We start from the raw sequence: 15,820 nt of genomic DNA on the forward strand, positions 1-15,820 counted from the left end.
GTGCCCGTTTGCGCCGCCTATAAGCGCCGCAAAACACGAAGGATCCGCCCATGCGCCGCGCAACCGTGACCCGCAAGACAGCCGAGACCGAGATCACCGTCGAGATCAACCTCGACGGCACCGGCCAGTACGACATGCAGACCGGCGTGGGCTTCTTCGATCACATGCTGGACCAACTTTCGCGGCATTCGCTGATCGACATGACCGTGCGCGCAAAGGGCGATCTGCACATCGACGATCACCACACGGTCGAGGACGTGGGTATCGCCATCGGTCAGGCGCTCGTGCAGGCGCTTGGCGACAAACGCGGCATCCGCCGGTACGGTGCATGCCTGCTGCCGATGGACGACACGCTTGTGCGCTGCGCACTCGATCTCTCGGCCCGGCCCTTCCTCGTCTGGGACGTTGACCTGCCCTCGTCGAAGATCGGTACCTTCGATACCGAACTCGTGCGCGAATTCTTTCAGGCGCTCGCCACCCACGGCGGCATCACCCTGCACATCGACCGCCTGCATGGCTTCAACAGCCACCACATCGCGGAGGCCACTTTCAAGGCCGTGGCCCGCGCCCTGCGCGAGGCCGTCGAACCCGACCCGCGCAAGTCCGACGCCATCCCCTCGACCAAGGGCGCGCTCTGACGCGGCCCGCCCGCGCCTGACCAGCCCGCAAGGATCAGACCCATGCTCACCGCCATCATCGACTACGAAAGCGGCAACCTGCACTCCGCCGAGAAAGCCTTCCAACGGATGGCGGCCGAGACCGGCGCGGGCTCCGTCGTCGTGACCTCCGACCCCGAAACCGTGGCCGTGGCCGATCACATCGTGCTGCCCGGCGACGGCGCCTTCCCCGCCTGCGCGGCGGCGCTGCGCGCCTCCGGCTGCTTCGACGCCATGGTGGAGGCGGTGGAGGTCCGCGGCCGCCCCTTCCTCGGAATCTGCGTCGGGATGCAGCTGATGGCCCGCGAGGGCCACGAATACGAAGCGACCCCCGGCCTGAACTGGATCGACGGCTCGGTGGAGCAGATCCGCCCCGCAGATCCCGCGATGAAGGTGCCGCACATGGGCTGGAACGACCTGGTGATCGACCACGCTCACCCGGTGCTGGCCGGGATCGAAAGCGGCGAACACGCCTATTTCGTGCATTCCTACCAGATGCGGATGGACGATCCCGCGCAGCGGCTGGCGCATGTGGACTACGGCGGCGATGTCACCGCCATCGTGGGCTCCGGCACGCGCATCGGGTTCCAGTTCCACCCGGAGAAAAGCGCCGCCGCCGGGCTGCGCATGATCGCCAACTTCCTGACGTGGCGCCCCTGAGTACCGGCCCGTAAGAGCGCTGGCCCGTAAGCGCCAGACCCCAAGCGTTTGACGTGGACGCGCCCCCCCGAAGGGGCGCGCCGAACATGACCGGCGCCTTAGCGACGCACCCAGGTCCCACCATTGCGGCAGATGCCCAGAACGCAACCCGAGACCTTCAGCTTGTCGCCGCTCAACTCCAGCTTCGAATTGTAGGTCTTGTCGCGATCCGGCGAATAGACCTTGCCCTTGTACTGGCCATTGCCCGACGGCACCGTCTCAGAAATGATGGTCCGCCCGGTATTGGCGCTCTTGATCTGCTTGCCGCTGCTGTCGAAGGACCGCACCAGCTTGCCACAGAGCGCAGGTCCGCAGGGCTTCACCTCGATCAGGCCGAAGTGACCGTTGTCGTCCTGCGCCGTCTGCCAGGTCCCCTCCAGCGGATCGGCGGCGGCAAGCCCTGCGGCCATAACCAGCCCGGTTGCCAGCCCCATTGCCCGCGCCCCAAGTCCGAAAGCCTTGAATTTCATCACGTCAGTCCTCCCTTTTGACCTCTTCTCACCTTGACGCCCGCGCCGTCCTGCGATCAAGCATGACCCGAGGTGCGCGCCCCCTCGTGTCGCAACGTCACGCGGCCCGGACGGCAGGGTGCCGAGATGAAGGAAAGGCCGCTGACCATGATCCTCTACCCCGCCATCGACCTGAAGGACGGCAAAGCCGTGCGCCTGCTGCGCGGCGACATGCAGAAGGCCACCGTCTTCAACGACGACCCCGCCGCGCAGGCGATGGAGTTCGTGACGGCGGGTTGCGAATGGCTGCACCTCGTGGATCTCAATGGCGCCTTCGCCGGCGAGCCGGTGAACGCCGCCGCGGTCGAGGCGATCCTCGCCCAGACCCGGACGCCCGCGCAGCTGGGCGGCGGCATCCGCGACATGGCCACGATCGAGGCATGGCTGTCCAAGGGCCTCGCCCGCGTCATCCTCGGGACCGTGGCGGTGGAGAACCCCGCGCTGGTGCGCGAAGCCGCCCGCGCCTTCCCTGGACAGGTCGCCGTGGGTATCGACGCCCGCGACGGCAAGGTGGCGACCAAAGGCTGGGCCGAGACGACCGACGTCGACGCCACCGACCTCGCCCGCAGCTTCGAGGACGACGGCGTCTGCGCCATCATCTACACCGACATCAACCGTGACGGCGCCATGCAAGGCCCCAACGTGGAGGCCACCGCAGCGCTTGCCCGCGCCGTGACGATTCCCGTGATCGCCTCGGGCGGGGTTTCCTCGCTCAAGGATCTGGAGGCATTGCGCGACTGCGGCGCGACGCTGAACGGCGCGATCTCGGGCCGCGCCCTGTACGACGGCGCACTCGACCTGAAGCAGGCGCTCGCCGCGCTGAAGGCCTGATCTTTCAATACCGGCGTCGTAAATCGAACACGCCCCAGAAGCCGCTCCCGAAAACACAGCAGCGGCCGCAACAGAGGTCCGCGCCCGCTGCCCCCCTATCGCCCTGCGTCTGGTCGCCCCCCCCTCGACCAAGCGTTCCGACGCACTTGCCCTGTCCGGGCCTCACTCCGGCAGGGCAGCCGCCGCCTTCTCGGTCAGGGTCGCCAGTGCGTCCTTGAGCGGCACAAGGCTGTCCAGCTCGGGAGAAACGTTCACCGCTTCCATCATGCGGCCCACGTCCTGCATCACGAACCACGTCTGCCCGTCGTCCTCAACCACCAGCACGCGGAGCGGCAGCATCAGCCCGGCGCGAAAATTCTCCTGCATCACCGGTGTGCCCAGGGTCGGGTTGCCAAAGATCACAAGTTCCGCGTCAGTCAGGGCCATACCTGCCTCCTTGGCGCCAACCGCATGGTCGATGCGGGCAAAGACGGCGACACCCGCCTCCTCCAGCACACCCTCCAGCCGGTCCGCAGCCTCTGCCACGGTGCCGTCTGCCTCAACCCAGTTCAGGTTCTGGTCCGCCGTGGCCATCACAGGCCCCCACGTCAGCATAAGAACCGCCGTCAGGAATACCCGCATGATCATCCTCCTCTCCATTGGATCGTGTGTTACCCTCCGAACCCCCGGCCCATGGGCTTCGTTCCCCGGCATTCAAGGATCGCCGGCCGCGCCCTCGCGCCTTCCCGCCGACGCGAAAACCCGGTTTAGGCAGCCCGCCGCCCGGCCCCGGACCCCCGCTTGATACGGCGCCTCCGCGCGTCCATCTCCTGACCACGGGCAGCGCGACAGCCGCGCCAGACGCCCGCAAAGGAGACTGACATGACCATCCGGACGAAGATCCTCGGTACCGCCACCATCGCAGCCCTGTTTGCCGCGCCCATGGCTCCCGCCTTCGCCCAAGGGGCGGACGCAACCGCCACCGGCCAGACGCAGCTTCAGGCAGAAACCGGAACCGACTCTGCCGCACCGATGGATACAAAGGCCGAAGCGAAGACGCAGGCCGGGACCGGCGTCCAGACGCAGGCGCAAAACGGCGCGACAGCCGGGGCACAGCCCAAAGCAGGCGCCGAAGCCGACGCTCAGGCCGTTGCTGAAACCGAATTCACTGACGAGGAACTGCAAAGCTTCGTCGCCGCCGTGAACGCCGTCGGAGAAATCCGCGCCAACTACATGCTGAAGATGAAGCAGGCCCCGAATGAGGAGGCCGCCACCGAGCTTCAGACCGAAGCCATGGCCGAAATGAAGGCCGCCGTCGAGGCGACCGAGGGCATGGACGTCGACACCTACAACGAGATCGGCCGCGCCATGCAGACCGATGCATCCATCAACGACCGCATCGCCGCTCTGTTCAAGGCACAAGCGGACGCGCCCGCCGCCGACACCACCCAAGGCAACGGCTGACCCTCCCCCACAGCCGAAGCCTCACGCGCCGCCCCCGCCTCCGGGGGCGGCGTTATTCGTTTAAAAACCGGTTTCACCCGACCTACACGGCCCAGACCCGCCCCCCGCAACGCCCTGCACGCGCCGCGCGGGCCCCGGCTCGCCGCTCCCCCTGCTTCTTTGGTTCGGCAAGTACCGCGGGGGAATCGCAGCTCCGCTGCGATGGGGGCAGCGCCCCCTGCTCGGTTTCGAACCGTGGCGACGTACGGTCAGAGAATCGCATGTCGCTCGACCGGCACCGGCATGGCATGGGAGGTCTGCAAATACCGGCAGTGCTGGGCCTCCTCCTCCCTTTCGAACCGGGGCGGCGTCAGGATGGTGTTTCGAATGCCCGGCTTGACGCGTCGTCTCATCCCTGGACGCTGCAGCTAACGGCAGAGCTGGACCCCTTCCCCGTTGCATGCTCCACCGCGCTTCGCTGTCAGGAGGCGAAGGCGCTCTTCATGCCCCCTGCTTCCTGAGTGCGGAAGATGGAGCTGTTGTCCAGCGCCGGTGGCAGCGGCAGTCGGACTGGGACGGAATCCAGCCGGGGCTGGTAGCACGGTGCGCCGGTAATGACGCGCTCCAGCAGGTCATCGTGGAAGCGACGCTGCCCCAACGCGTGGATGTAGCTCGACCCGCCCAGGAGCGGCCAGGCGTCGGCGCTGGCGCATTCGTAGAAGAGAATGCGGCGCGCGCGGGTGGAGGTATTCGGTGCCGACCCGTGCAGGATGCGCACGTGGTGCACCGTCATGTCACCGGCCTTTCCGGTCAGCGTCACCGCTCTGTCGCGGTCGAAGTCGGGATCGTCCGGCGAGACGGCGCCGCAGAAGACGCCATCGTGGTGATGCGACAGCACCGGACCACGATGGCTGCCGGGGATGACCATGAGGGGGCCGTTTTCCTCATCCATGTCCTCAAGCAGCACGCCGAAGGCCAGCAGGGAATCGTTCGTCGCCGGGTAGAAGGCCCAGTCCTGATGCCATTCCACCGCCGCGCCGCCGCCGGGCGCCTTGCAGTTCAGCTTTGACGTGTTGATGACCGTGTCCGGCCCGAGCAGGTCGGTCAGCACCTGCGTGATGCGCGAGTTGCGCAGCAGGTCCCGGAAGAAGGGGGCGTTGCGGTGCGGCAGCTTGATCCGCGTCAGCCGGGGCATGGTGGCCGAATGCCCCTTGTCGAGGTCATAAAGCTCGTTGCTTTCACGCACCTGCCGCGAGGCTTCGACCCAGTCTTCTGTGATGCGGCGCGCCTGCGCCAGTTCCTCCGGCGTCAGCGCGCCCCTCACCAGCAGGTAGCCCTCCCGGTCGTAGAATGCCTTTTCTTCCGCGCTCAGCATGGTCTCTCCTCCCCCTTGCAACGCCTGAAAGAAGGTCCGCCGCCCCGGTTGGGGGGCGGCGGACAGATGGGATCATTCCCCGAGTTTCGTGCCGTTCAGCGCCGCCACATGGTCGGCGAGCCAGGGCACGTAATCCTGCGCATGACCCGTGGCCTCGGCGTGGACGAAGTACTGCCGCGCTGCCGAGAGGCAGAGCGTCATCACATCCGCCGCCGCCGCCATGTTCGACGCGTAGCGCAGGTCCTTCGAAGCGTTGGCGATGGAAAACTTGTGGATGTCGCGTTCGCCATCCACCACGCAGCGCATGAAGGTGTCGAAGAAGCCGTTGCCCAGTCGCGAGGAGCCGATCACCTGCCTGACCGTCTCCGGCGCGATGCCGGATTTGGCGCCCAGCACCGTAACCTCCGCATAAAGTGCGGCGTAGCCCATGGAGATGGTGTTCATCAGCAGCTTCATCTTGTGGCCTGCGCCGACTTCGCCCACGCGGTTGATGTTGCCCGCCCAGCACTGGATCACCGGCAAGACCTGTTCAAAGATCGCCGCGTCGCTGCCCACCATACAGTCGAGCGTGCCGGCCTCGGCCTCCTTCGGCGTGCGGCCCAGCGGCGCGTCGACCATATGGCCGCCCTTCGCCGCCAGCTCTTCTGCCAGCGCCAGCGTCGATACCGGGTCGGCGGTCGAGGTCTCGATCACCACCAGCCCCTCCCGCGCACCGGCGAGGATGCCGTCCGGGCCTCGGAACACCGATTCCACCTGCGGGCTGTTCGACAGGCAGGTGTGGATGATGTCGCACTGCTCCGCCATCTCGCGCGGCGAGGCGGCCTCCGTCGCGCCCATGCCCACCAGGCTTTCGACCGGGGCGCGGTTGCGATGCCCGCGCACCATCAGCGGGTGGCCCTTTTGCAGCAGGTTCTTTGCCATGCCGTGGCCCATGTAACCCAGACCTATGAAGCCGACCTTTGCCTTCGTCATTCTCTTCTCTCCCATGTCAGTGATGTCTGCGCGGGTCACAGCCGCGCGGTGATCCCGCCGTCGACGAACAGCACGTGCCCGTTGACGAAACTCGATGCCTCGGAGCAGAGGAAGACAGCCGCGCCGACCAGTTCCTCCACCCGGCCCCAGCGTCCCTGCGGCGTGCGATCCGCAAGCCAGGCGCAGAATTCGGGGTTGTCAACCAGCGCCTTGTTCAGGGGCGTGTCGAAGTAGCCGGGCGCGATGGCATTGACGTTCAGGCCCTTGGGCGCCCAGTCGGTGGCCATGCCCTTGGTCAGGTTCGCGATGGCCCCCTTTGAAGCGGTATAGGGCGCGATTCCGGGACGCGCCTGCAACGTCTGGACGGAAGCGATATTGACCATCCGGCCCCGGCCTCGGCCGATCATGTGCCGCGCGCAGGCCTGCCCGACGTAGAAGGCCGAATTCACGTTCGTCACCATCAGCCGGTCAAAGATCTCGGGCGGGAAGTCTTCAAGCGCGGTGCGGTGCTGCATTCCTGCGTTGTTGATCAGGATGTCGATGGCGCCGTACTCCGCCTCGAAGCCGTCCACCGCCGTGCGCACGGCATTTGCGTCGGTCACGTCGAAGGCCAGCGTCGCGACCTCTGCCCCTTCGGCGCGCAGCGTGTCAGCCGCCTCCTCCAGCCGGTCCGCGTTGCGTGCGTTCAGCACCAGCGCGGCGCCCGCCTCCGCCAGCCCGCGCGCAAGCGCAAGGCCGATCCCCAACGACGAGCCCGTTACCAGCGCCCGCCGCCCTGTCAGATCGAATAGTCCCATGATCCCCCCTCGCGGCACGAAATTCGCCCGCGTCTTCGTGTTTTCATCCGGTTGACATCCGGTGTCGCAACCGCTTTGTTCAAAATGGTATACCATCTGAGGCGCGATGCAAGCGCCCGGAGTATGCGAGGGAGGACTTCACCAGATGACGGCCAGGGAACCGGCCACAGAGCCCGCCGGCGCGCGGTGCGGAGCGCACGGCAGACAGCGGGCCAGAGACCAGGCCAGCCCCGAGGGCACGCCTGCCCGCAGCGGGAGAGCGGCATGCTGACATTCGCGGCCGCGGTGTTCTTTTTGATCGTGACGCCGGGACCGGGGGTGTTGTCCACCGCCGGGGTCGGCGCGGCCTACGGATTCCGCGCCGGGCTTCGGTACGTCACGGGTCTGTTCATCGGCACCAACCTCGTGACGCTGGCGGTGGTCAGCGGCGTCGCCGCCGTGGTGCTGTCGGTGCCGGTGGTGCGCTGGGTGCTGATGGCCGCCTCCATCGCGTATCTCATCTACCTTGCCGCGCGCATCGCCTTTGCCGGGGCAAGGATCGCGTTCATCGAGGCCAAGGCCCCGCCCGCGATCCTGGCCGGGATCGCGTTGCAGGCGATCAATCCGAAGGCCTACGCCGTCAACACGACGCTTTACGCGGGCTTCCCTTTTGCCCCCGACAACCTGCTGTTCGAGACATTGGCCAAGCTGGTCATCGTCAACGCGATCTGGATTCCGATCCACCTTGGCTGGCTCTGGGCAGGGGCCTCGCTGCACCGGCTGAACCTGTCGGAGCGCGCACAGCACCGCATCAACCTCGCGATGGCCGCATCCATGCTCATGGTGGTCGCCCTCGCCCTCATTTCCGGGATCAGGAATGCCTGACGCACTCGCCCAACTCGCCGACCTGCTCGGCCCACGCCTTGTCACCACCGAGGCCGACCGCCGCCTGCACGGGCAGAACGAAACATGGTACCCGGAGACCCTGCCAAGCGCCGTCGCCTACCCGGAGACGACCGAGGAAGTCTCTGCCATCCTGAAGATCTGCCACGCCAAGAGCCTGCCCGTCACCGCCTACGGCGCGGCGAGTTCGCTCGAAGGGCAGCATCTGGCGCTGAACGGGGGGCTCTGCCTTGATATGGCACGGATGAACCGCCTGCTGTCGGTGACGCCGGAGGACCTGCTTTGCGTGGTGCAGCCGGGGATCACCCGCAAGCGTCTGAACGAGGAGTTGCGCGCCACGGGGCTGTTCTTCTCGGTCGATCCGGGGGCGGACGCGAGCCTTGGCGGCATGGCGGCGACGCGGGCCTCCGGCACCACCGCCGTGCGCTACGGCACCATCCGGGAAAACATCCTCGGGCTGGAGGTGGTGCTGGCCGACGGCACGGTGATCCGCACCGGCAGCCATGCGCGCAAGTCCGCCACGGGCTACGACCTGACGCACCTGATGATCGGCTCCGAGGGGACGCTGGGCATCATCACGGAGATGACTGTCCGCCTGCACGGCCAGCCGGAGGCGGTGGCCGCCGCCACCTGCCGGTTCGGATCGGTGGAGGAGGCGGTGAACTGCGTGATCCTGACAATCCAGTCCGGCATTCCCATGGCGCGGATCGAATTGCTGGACCAGTTCATGGTGCGCGGCTTCAACCTGTATTCCAAAAGCGCCCTGCCCGAGGTGCCGCATCTTTTCCTCGAGTTCCACGGCTCTTCGGCGGCGGTGGCGGAACAGATGGCCAGCTTTGGCGAGATCGCAGAGGAATTCGGCGTCAGCGGCTGGCAAACCGCGACGCAGGCCGAGGAACGCAACGCGCTCTGGGCGATGCGGCACAATGCGCATTACGCGTCGGCGGCGCTGGGCGCCGGTGCGGGTGGCGGCCACGTCTGGCCAACCGACACCTGCGTGCCGATTTCGCGGCTGGCGGAGGCGGTGACGTGGGCGCAGGAGAAGACCGTCGAAATGGGGCTGACGGCGACAATTGTCGGCCACGTCGGCGACGGTAACTTCCACGTCGGACTGTCGGTCGACCCGGAGGACAAGGCCGTCATGGCGCGCGCCGAATCCTTCGCCCACGCGCTGGGTGAAAAGGCGCTGTCGCTGGGCGGTACGGTGTCCGGCGAGCATGGTATCGGCATCGGCAAGCAGCACTTCATGGCCGACGAACACGGCACCGCCGTAGCCACCATGCGCGCCATCAAGACCGCGCTGGACCCGACCAACATTCTCAACCCCGGAAAGCTGCTGCCGCCGGCCTGACCCCTTCGCGGGTGCCTGCAAGCCCAGGCACCCGGTTCCGGCTTTCGCCGAAAAGACGCATTCGTACCACGGAAAGAGCTTGCATGACCCTGACGAACCCCGATCACACCGGCACCTTCCTCGCCCGCGCATGGCGTCCCGGCCTTGGCCCCGTCATTGCCCGCCTCGACGGTGACCGGCTGACCGACATCACATCGCCCGAAGCGCCCACCATGCGCGACCTGCTGGAGCGCGACGATCTGCTGGCTTTCGTGCGCACCGCGAAAGGCACGGACCTCTGCGCGCTCTCCGATCTGTCGGCCGACGGCGTGCACCTGCTCGCCCCCTGCGACCTGCAGGTGGTAAAGGCATCGGGCGTGACCTTCGCCCAGTCCATGGTCGAACGCGTGATCGAGGAACAGGCCGCGGGTGACGCCGACCGCGCCGACGCGATCCGCCGCAAAGTCACCTCCGTCATCGGCGACAGCCTCGCCGGGATCGTGCCCGGCTCGGACAAGGCCATGGAGGTGAAGCGCGTGCTGCAGGCCGAAGGGCTCTGGTCGCAATACCTCGAGGTCGGCATCGGCCCGGACGCGGAGGTCTTTACCAAGTGCCCCGTTCTGGCCGCCGTCGGCCATGGCGCCGACGTCGGTCTGCACCCGATTTCGAACTGGAACAACCCGGAGCCGGAGATCGTGCTCGCCGTCACCTCGGAAGGGCGGATCGTCGGCGCCACGCTCGGCAACGACGTCAACCTGCGCGACGTGGAGGGACGTTCCGCCCTGCTGCTGGGCAAGGCCAAGGACAACAACGCCTCCGCCAGTCTCGGCCCCTTCCTGAGGCTTTTCGACGACAGCTACAGCATGGCGGACATGGAGCAGGCGGAACTGACGCTGACGGTCACCGGCGAGGACGGGTTCACCCTGAACGGTCGTTCGTCGATGGCCAAGATCTCGCGCAGGCCCGCCGACATCGTGGCCCAGACGCTGGGCACACATCACCAGTACCCCGATGGCTTCTTCCTCTACCTCGGCACACTGTTCGCGCCGACAGAGGACCGCGACGCGCCGGGACAGGGCTTTACGCACAAACTGGGCGACGTGGTCTCCATCGCAGAGCCAAAGCTCGGCACGCTGACCAACACCGTGCGCCTGTCCACGGAATGCCCGCCGTGGACCTTCGGCGTGGCCGCCCTGATGAAGAACCTCGCCGAAAGGAACCTGCTGTGAGCCGTTTTCTCGCTCTTGGCGAGATCATGGTGGAACTCGCCCCGGCGCCGGGCGGGTTGATGCGGCAGGGCTTTGCCGGCGACACGTTCAACACCGCCTGGTACGCCCGCCGCCTGCTGCCCGCCGACTGGGGCGTGAGCTACGGTACGGTGATCGGAGAGGACGCGATTTCCGACGCCATGGCCGCCTTCATCGCGGATGAAGACATCGGGACCGACGCGCTCGCGCGCCATCCGGAGCGGACCGTGGGTCTCTACATGATCTCGCTCAAGGATGGCGAGCGCAGCTTTTCCTACTGGCGCGGGCAGTCGGCGGCAAAGACACTGGGCGACGACCCCGCCCGCCTTGCACGGATGCTGGAAGGGCGCAGCCACATCCATTTCTCCGGCATCACGCTTGCCATTCTCGCCCCGGAGGCGCGCCGCACCTTTTGCGCCGCGCTGGCGGAGGCGCGCGAGGCCGGCGCTCGGGTGAGTTTCGACACCAACCTGCGCCCGCGCCTGTGGGAAAGCGCGGACGCCATGCGCGATGGGCTGACGCTCGGTGCCTCGGTGGCGGATACGGTGCTGCCCAGCTTCGACGAGGAGGAAAGCATCTTCCCCGACGCCACGCCGCAGGACACCGTCACCCGCTATGCCGATGGCGGCGCCACCTGCGTGGTGGTGAAGAACGGCGGCGCGGCGGTCACCGCCTGGAGCGTGCAGGAGGGCCATGTCACGGTCACACCGCCGAAGGTCGAAACGGTCACCGACAGCACCGCGGCGGGCGACAGCTTTGCGGCAGGCTTCCTCGCCGCGCACGCCCTGGGCGCCTCGCTCAAGGAAGCGACCCGCGAGGCTGCCAGCCTGGCCTCGCGCGTCATCCAGCACCCCGGCGCACTGGCGCCGCAGCTTTTCAAGGGAGACCGGACATGAACATCCTCATCATCGGCGGCGCAGGCGTCGTCGGCCAGAAACTCGCCCGCGCGCTTGCCGCCCAGGGCACCCTGCGCGGCAAGCCAATAACGAAGCTCACGCTGGCTGATCTGAACGCGGCGCCCACGATCGAGGCCCCCTTCCCCGTCGAGGCCGCCACCTGCAACATCACCGACACGGCGTCGGTCGCGCAGGTCATCACCGAAGAAACGGACGTCATCTACCTGCTGGCGGCGGTGGTCTCCGCCCATGCGGAGCAGGACTTCGACTTCGGCTACAAGGTCAACATGTTCGGCACGCTGAACGTGCTGGAACGCTGCCGCGCGCTGGGCACGAAGCCGGTGCTGGTCTTTACCTCCTCCATCGCCGTCTTCGGCGGCGAGGTCCCGCAGCCCTACACGGATCATTCCGCGCTGAACCCGCAGATCAGCTATGGAGCGCAGAAGGCCATCGGCGAGCTGCTGGTGAACGACTACGCGCGAAAGGGCTTCATCGACGGGCGCGGTTTCCGGCTGCCCACGATCTCTGTGCGGCCAGGAGTGGCGAACCGGGCGGCATCGTCCTTCATGTCCTCGATCTTCCGCGAACCGCTGCAGGGACAGGAGGCGATCTGCCCTGTGGACCCGGATTTCCCGCATTTCTACCTCAGCCCGAGGCAATGCGCGCTGAACCTCGTGAAGGGTGCTGAAATCGCGGCCGAGGACCTGGGCAAGAACCCGACGATGACCATGCCGGGCCGGGTCTGGACCATCCGCCAGATGATCGACGCCATGACCGCCGTCGCGGGTCCCGAACCGGCGAAGCTGATCCGCTGGCAGGAACAGCCTGAAATCGCGGATATCCTCGCCGGCTGGCGGCTGGACATCCGCCCCGAAAAAGCGCTGCGTCTGGGGTTGAAAGCCGATGACAGCTTCGAGGACAACATCCGTTACTTCCTCGAAGAGGACATAGCCGCCCCCGCCGGGGCCTGACCTCTCACTGACCTCTCCGCCCTCGGGAAGACTTTTCGCCGAAAAGTCTTCCCCACCCTGAAAGGACACCGCATGACAGACTTCGCCATCCACCCCAGCCTGCGGGGCAAGACCGTCTTCATCACCGGCGGGGCCTCCGGCATCGGCGCCGAGATCACCCGGGCCTTTGCCGCGCAGGGCGCGCATGTGGGGTTCGTGGATTTCGACCGGGACACCGCCGAGGCGCTGGTGGCCGAGACCGAGGGCGATATCGCCTATGAATTCTGCGACCTGCGTGACATCGACCAGTTAAAAGCAGCCTTTGCCCGGCTTGCGGAACGGCTGGGCCCGGCGCAGGTTCTGGTCAACAACGCCGCCCGCGACGATCGGCACGGCTGGCAGGAGGTGACGCCCGATTACTGGGATGAACGGCAGAACACCAACCTGCGGCACATGTTCTTTGCCATTCAGGCCGTGGCACCGGGGATGATCGAGGCCGGTGGCGGCGCGATCGTCAACATGGGGTCGAATTCGTGGCACGAAGCGGGGGGCGGCATGCCCGCCTACGTCACCGCCAAGGCCGCCGTGGAGGGGCTGACCCGTACCATGGCGCGCGACCTCGGGAAACACCGCATTCGGGTCAACACCGTGGTGCCGGGCTGGGTGATGACGGAGCGCCAGAAAACGCTGTGGGCCACGCCGGATGCACTGGAAAAGCATCGCGAGGGCCAGTGCCTGCCCGACCTGATCGACCCGGTCTACCTCGCGCGGATGGTGCTGTTCCTCGCCTCCGACGACGCCGCGATGTGCACGGCCAATGCCTATATGGTGGAGGCGGGTTCTATCTGAGGGGGACGCGGGGGGCGCTGCCCCCGCGCCTGCGGCGCTCCCCCGAGGTATTTGAGAAACCAAAGAAGCAGAGGCCAAGTACTCCGCCTAAGGTTTTGATATTTTGCGGGGGCGGCTGTTTCGGGCGTCCGCGTGCCAAGGTGCCCCGTGGCTGGCCCGAAGAGGATTTGGCCGCCGCCGCATGGGTCGCCGCATGGGGGCGGCGACCTGTTCGTTTTCCCGGGTCAGTTGACCGGCGTCACCAGATCCTTGCCTGCGAGGAAGGCGTCGATATTCGCCAGCTGAAGCTCCGCCATGGCACGGCGGGTTTCCACGGTCCCCGACCCCTGGTGCGGCTGCAGGTGCACCGTGTTCAGCCGGCGGAAGCGCGGGTCCACGTCGGGTTCGTTCAGGAAGACATCGAGCGCCGCGCCGCCGAGTTTGCCGCTTTCCAGCAGGTCGAGCATCGCCGCTTCGTCCACTGTCGTGCCGCGCGAGATGTTAACCAGTACGCCCTGCGGTCCCAGCGCTTCGAGCACCTCGCGGGAGACGTGACCTTCTGTTTCCGGACCGCCGACGAGGGCCACCACCAGCCAGTCGACCGCCTGCGCCATCGCCTTGAGATCGGCGTGGTAGGTCCAGCCGGGCGTCTCCTTTTCGGAGCGCGAGGTGTAGTGGATGTCCATCTTGAAGGCCGCGAGGCGGTTCGCGATTTCACGACCGATGCGGCCGAGGCCCACGATACCGACCTTGCCGCCCGACATCTTGCGGTTCAGCGGCAGGTTGCCCTCTGGCCATTTGCCCGACGCCACCACCAGATGCCCGCGCACCATGTCCCGCGCCTGTGCCAGCATCATGCCCACGGCGAGGTCCGCCACGTCATCGTTCAGCACGTCCGGCGTATTGGTCACCGCGACCGACCGTGCCGTGGCGGCGGTCACGTCGATGGCGTCGTATCCCACACCGAAGTTGGCGATCAGCCCAAGATTCGGCAGCGCCTGCATGGCCTCCGCGCCGAAGGGTGCGTGGCCCTTGAAGGCCACCGCGCGGACTTCGGTGCGCAGCGTCATGTCCATCCCGGCAATGTCGGATGGAGAAGCAACGAGGGCCGCCGCGTGGGCACCGGACAGGCGGGCGCGCTCCTCTTCGGTGAATGCGTTGCCGACGATCAGCAGATTGGTCATTGTCGTGCCTCCAAAAGCCCGCGAATGCGCCGCAGCGCCTCGCGGATGTTGTCAGTTGAGTTGGCGTAGGAGAACCGCAGGTAGCCTTCGCCGTAGCGGCCGAAGGATGTGCCCGCGACCGTCGCCACGCCCGCTTCCTCGAGGAAAGCTGTCTGTGCTTCCATCGCAGTCAAGCCCGTGGCTTCGATGTTCGGGAATGCGTAGAAGGCGCCCGCCGCATCGGCGCAGCGCACGCCGGGCAGCGCGTTCAGCCCCTCGACGATGACCTTTCGGCGCTCGTCGAAGGCCGCGTTCATCGCGTCGACCGCATCCTGCGGCCCCTCCAGCGCGGCGATGCCCGCGAACTGGGTCGCGGCGTTCACGCAGGAATGATCGTTCACGCAGAGCCGCGTGACATGCGGCACCAGAGCTTCTGGCCAGACGGCATAGCCCAGCCGCCAGCCGGTCATGGCGTAGCGTTTCGACCAGCCGTCGAGCACGATCAGCCGGTCGCGGATTTCGGGGTATTGCAGAAGCGAGACATGTTCGCGCCCGCCGTAGAGCATGGTCGAGTAGATCTCGTCCGACAGGATCGCGACCTGCGGGTGCGCGGCCAGACCGGCCACCAGTTTGTCGATCTCCGCCTTGGGCGTCACGCCGCCGGTGGGGTTGGCGGGCGAATTGATGATGATGAGCCGCGTTGCGGGCGTGATCTGCGCCAGCACCTCCTCGGCGGAGAAGGCAAAGCCGTTCTCCTCCTTCAGGGCCATCGGTACGGGCGTGGCACTGGTGTAGTTGATGACGCTCTCGTAGATCGGGAAACCGGGGTTGGGATAGATGATCTCCGCCCCCGGCTCGCCGAACATCAGCGCGGCAAAGAACATGGTGGGCTTGCCGCCCGGGACGACGACGACACGATCCGGGTTCACCTCCGTGCCGTGGCGGCGGTGCAGGTCGGCGGCCACCGCCGCGCGCAGCTGCGGCAGGCCGTTGGCGGGGGTGTAGCCATGGGCCCCGTCGTGCAGCGCCTTCACGGCGGCCTCGACGATGTGATCGGGCGTGCGGAAGTCCGGTTGCCCGATGCCGAGGTTGATGATGTCCCGCCCCTCTGCCGCGAGCGCCCCGGCCCGCGCCAGAACGACAAAGGCCGATTCCGTTCCCAGCCGCGACATGCCGGCCGCCAGTTTCAGGTCCGCCATGGATCCTCCCGAAGTTGATTGCCCGCAGTACGGGTCTTTGTCGATCTGGTATACCAGAAGCCCC

The 15,820-nt window shown here is 66.9% G+C and carries 17 protein-coding genes; 10 read left to right on the forward strand and 7 right to left on the reverse strand.

Annotation, left to right across the window (positions count from 1 at the left end):
• Positions 1–50: 50 nt before the first annotated feature.
• Positions 51–638, forward strand: a complete 588-nt coding sequence (gene hisB / locus J5474_RS01465; RefSeq protein WP_209358620.1) for an imidazoleglycerol-phosphate dehydratase HisB — start codon at positions 51–53, stop codon at positions 636–638.
• Between the two features lie 42 nt (positions 639–680).
• The gene (hisH, locus tag J5474_RS01470) at positions 681–1,316 is read left to right on the forward strand and encodes an imidazole glycerol phosphate synthase subunit HisH (protein ID WP_209358622.1); all 636 of its coding nucleotides are present in this window, start codon (positions 681–683) and stop codon (positions 1,314–1,316) included.
• A 98-nt stretch (positions 1,317–1,414) separates the two neighbouring features.
• Here hisH and J5474_RS01475 read toward each other — a convergent pair whose 3' ends face one another.
• Positions 1,415–1,825: a DUF2147 domain-containing protein gene (locus tag J5474_RS01475; protein WP_245216179.1), complete on the reverse strand. Its 411-nt coding sequence runs from the start codon at positions 1,823–1,825 to the stop codon at positions 1,415–1,417.
• A 147-nt stretch (positions 1,826–1,972) separates the two neighbouring features.
• On the opposite strand from J5474_RS01475, the gene hisA reads away from it, so the two are divergent.
• On the forward strand, positions 1,973–2,695 hold the full coding sequence (gene hisA / locus J5474_RS01480) for a 1-(5-phosphoribosyl)-5-[(5-phosphoribosylamino)methylideneamino]imidazole-4-carboxamide isomerase (RefSeq protein ID WP_209359479.1): 723 nt from the start codon (positions 1,973–1,975) through the stop codon (positions 2,693–2,695).
• A 162-nt stretch (positions 2,696–2,857) separates the two neighbouring features.
• Here the strand turns inward: hisA and J5474_RS01485 are convergent, their stop codons facing one another.
• The gene (locus J5474_RS01485) at positions 2,858–3,316 is read right to left on the reverse strand and encodes a DUF302 domain-containing protein (RefSeq protein WP_209358624.1); all 459 of its coding nucleotides are present in this window, start codon (positions 3,314–3,316) and stop codon (positions 2,858–2,860) included.
• 240 nt (positions 3,317–3,556) lie between these two features.
• Here J5474_RS01485 and J5474_RS01490 point away from each other — a divergent pair, with 240 nt between their 5' ends.
• Positions 3,557–4,138: a DUF4168 domain-containing protein gene (locus J5474_RS01490; RefSeq protein WP_209358626.1), complete on the forward strand. Its 582-nt coding sequence runs from the start codon at positions 3,557–3,559 to the stop codon at positions 4,136–4,138.
• 460 nt (positions 4,139–4,598) lie between these two features.
• Here J5474_RS01490 and J5474_RS01495 read toward each other — a convergent pair whose 3' ends face one another.
• From J5474_RS01495 to J5474_RS01505, 3 genes are all read right to left on the reverse strand, one after another.
• Positions 4,599–5,492: a phytanoyl-CoA dioxygenase family protein gene (locus J5474_RS01495; RefSeq protein WP_209358628.1), complete on the reverse strand. Its 894-nt coding sequence runs from the start codon at positions 5,490–5,492 to the stop codon at positions 4,599–4,601.
• A 72-nt stretch (positions 5,493–5,564) separates the two neighbouring features.
• Positions 5,565–6,479, reverse strand: a complete 915-nt coding sequence (locus J5474_RS01500) for an NAD(P)-dependent oxidoreductase (RefSeq protein WP_245216180.1) — start codon at positions 6,477–6,479, stop codon at positions 5,565–5,567.
• Between the two features lie 20 nt (positions 6,480–6,499).
• Positions 6,500–7,261, reverse strand: coding sequence for an SDR family oxidoreductase (locus J5474_RS01505; protein WP_209358630.1), 762 nt, complete (start codon positions 7,259–7,261; stop codon positions 6,500–6,502).
• 264 nt (positions 7,262–7,525) lie between these two features.
• On the opposite strand from J5474_RS01505, the gene J5474_RS01510 reads away from it, so the two are divergent.
• The 6 genes from J5474_RS01510 to J5474_RS01535 all read left to right on the forward strand — a co-directional run bounded on the left by J5474_RS01510 (position 7,526) and on the right by J5474_RS01535 (position 13,415).
• Positions 7,526–8,125 carry a LysE family translocator gene (locus J5474_RS01510; protein WP_209358634.1) on the forward strand — a complete coding sequence of 200 codons (600 nt, stop codon included), beginning with the start codon at positions 7,526–7,528 and terminating at the stop codon, positions 8,123–8,125.
• Positions 8,118–9,494 (forward strand): FAD-binding oxidoreductase, encoded by a 1,377-nt coding sequence (locus J5474_RS01515; protein WP_209358635.1) that lies wholly within the window; start codon positions 8,118–8,120, stop codon positions 9,492–9,494. The genes J5474_RS01510 and J5474_RS01515 overlap by 8 nt, the downstream gene beginning before the upstream one ends.
• A gap of 83 nt (positions 9,495–9,577) precedes the next feature.
• Positions 9,578–10,702 (forward strand): fumarylacetoacetate hydrolase family protein, encoded by a 1,125-nt coding sequence (locus tag J5474_RS01520; RefSeq protein WP_209358637.1) that lies wholly within the window; start codon positions 9,578–9,580, stop codon positions 10,700–10,702.
• Positions 10,699–11,616, forward strand: a complete 918-nt coding sequence (locus J5474_RS01525) for a sugar kinase (protein WP_209358639.1) — start codon at positions 10,699–10,701, stop codon at positions 11,614–11,616. Before J5474_RS01520 ends, J5474_RS01525 begins: the two co-directional genes overlap by 4 nt.
• Complete coding sequence (denD, locus tag J5474_RS01530; RefSeq protein ID WP_209358641.1) at positions 11,613–12,587, forward strand: D-erythronate dehydrogenase; 975 nt, start codon at positions 11,613–11,615, stop codon at positions 12,585–12,587. Before J5474_RS01525 ends, denD begins: the two co-directional genes overlap by 4 nt.
• A 72-nt stretch (positions 12,588–12,659) precedes the next feature.
• Positions 12,660–13,415 (forward strand): SDR family NAD(P)-dependent oxidoreductase, encoded by a 756-nt coding sequence (locus tag J5474_RS01535; protein ID WP_209358643.1) that lies wholly within the window; start codon positions 12,660–12,662, stop codon positions 13,413–13,415.
• A 224-nt stretch (positions 13,416–13,639) separates the two neighbouring features.
• Here the strand turns inward: J5474_RS01535 and J5474_RS01540 are convergent, their stop codons facing one another.
• Entirely contained in the window at positions 13,640–14,578 is a 939-nt protein-coding gene (locus tag J5474_RS01540; RefSeq protein ID WP_209358645.1) for a 2-hydroxyacid dehydrogenase, read from the reverse strand.
• A complete protein-coding gene (locus tag J5474_RS01545) occupies positions 14,575–15,756 on the reverse strand; it encodes a pyridoxal phosphate-dependent aminotransferase (RefSeq protein WP_209358647.1) in 1,182 nt (393 codons plus the stop codon). Before J5474_RS01545 ends, J5474_RS01540 begins: the two co-directional genes overlap by 4 nt.
• Between the last annotated feature and the right edge of the window lie 64 nt (positions 15,757–15,820).

It is taken from the genome of Sagittula salina (genome assembly GCF_017813235.1).
Classification (GTDB): Bacteria; Pseudomonadota; Alphaproteobacteria; order Rhodobacterales; family Rhodobacteraceae; genus Sagittula; species Sagittula salina.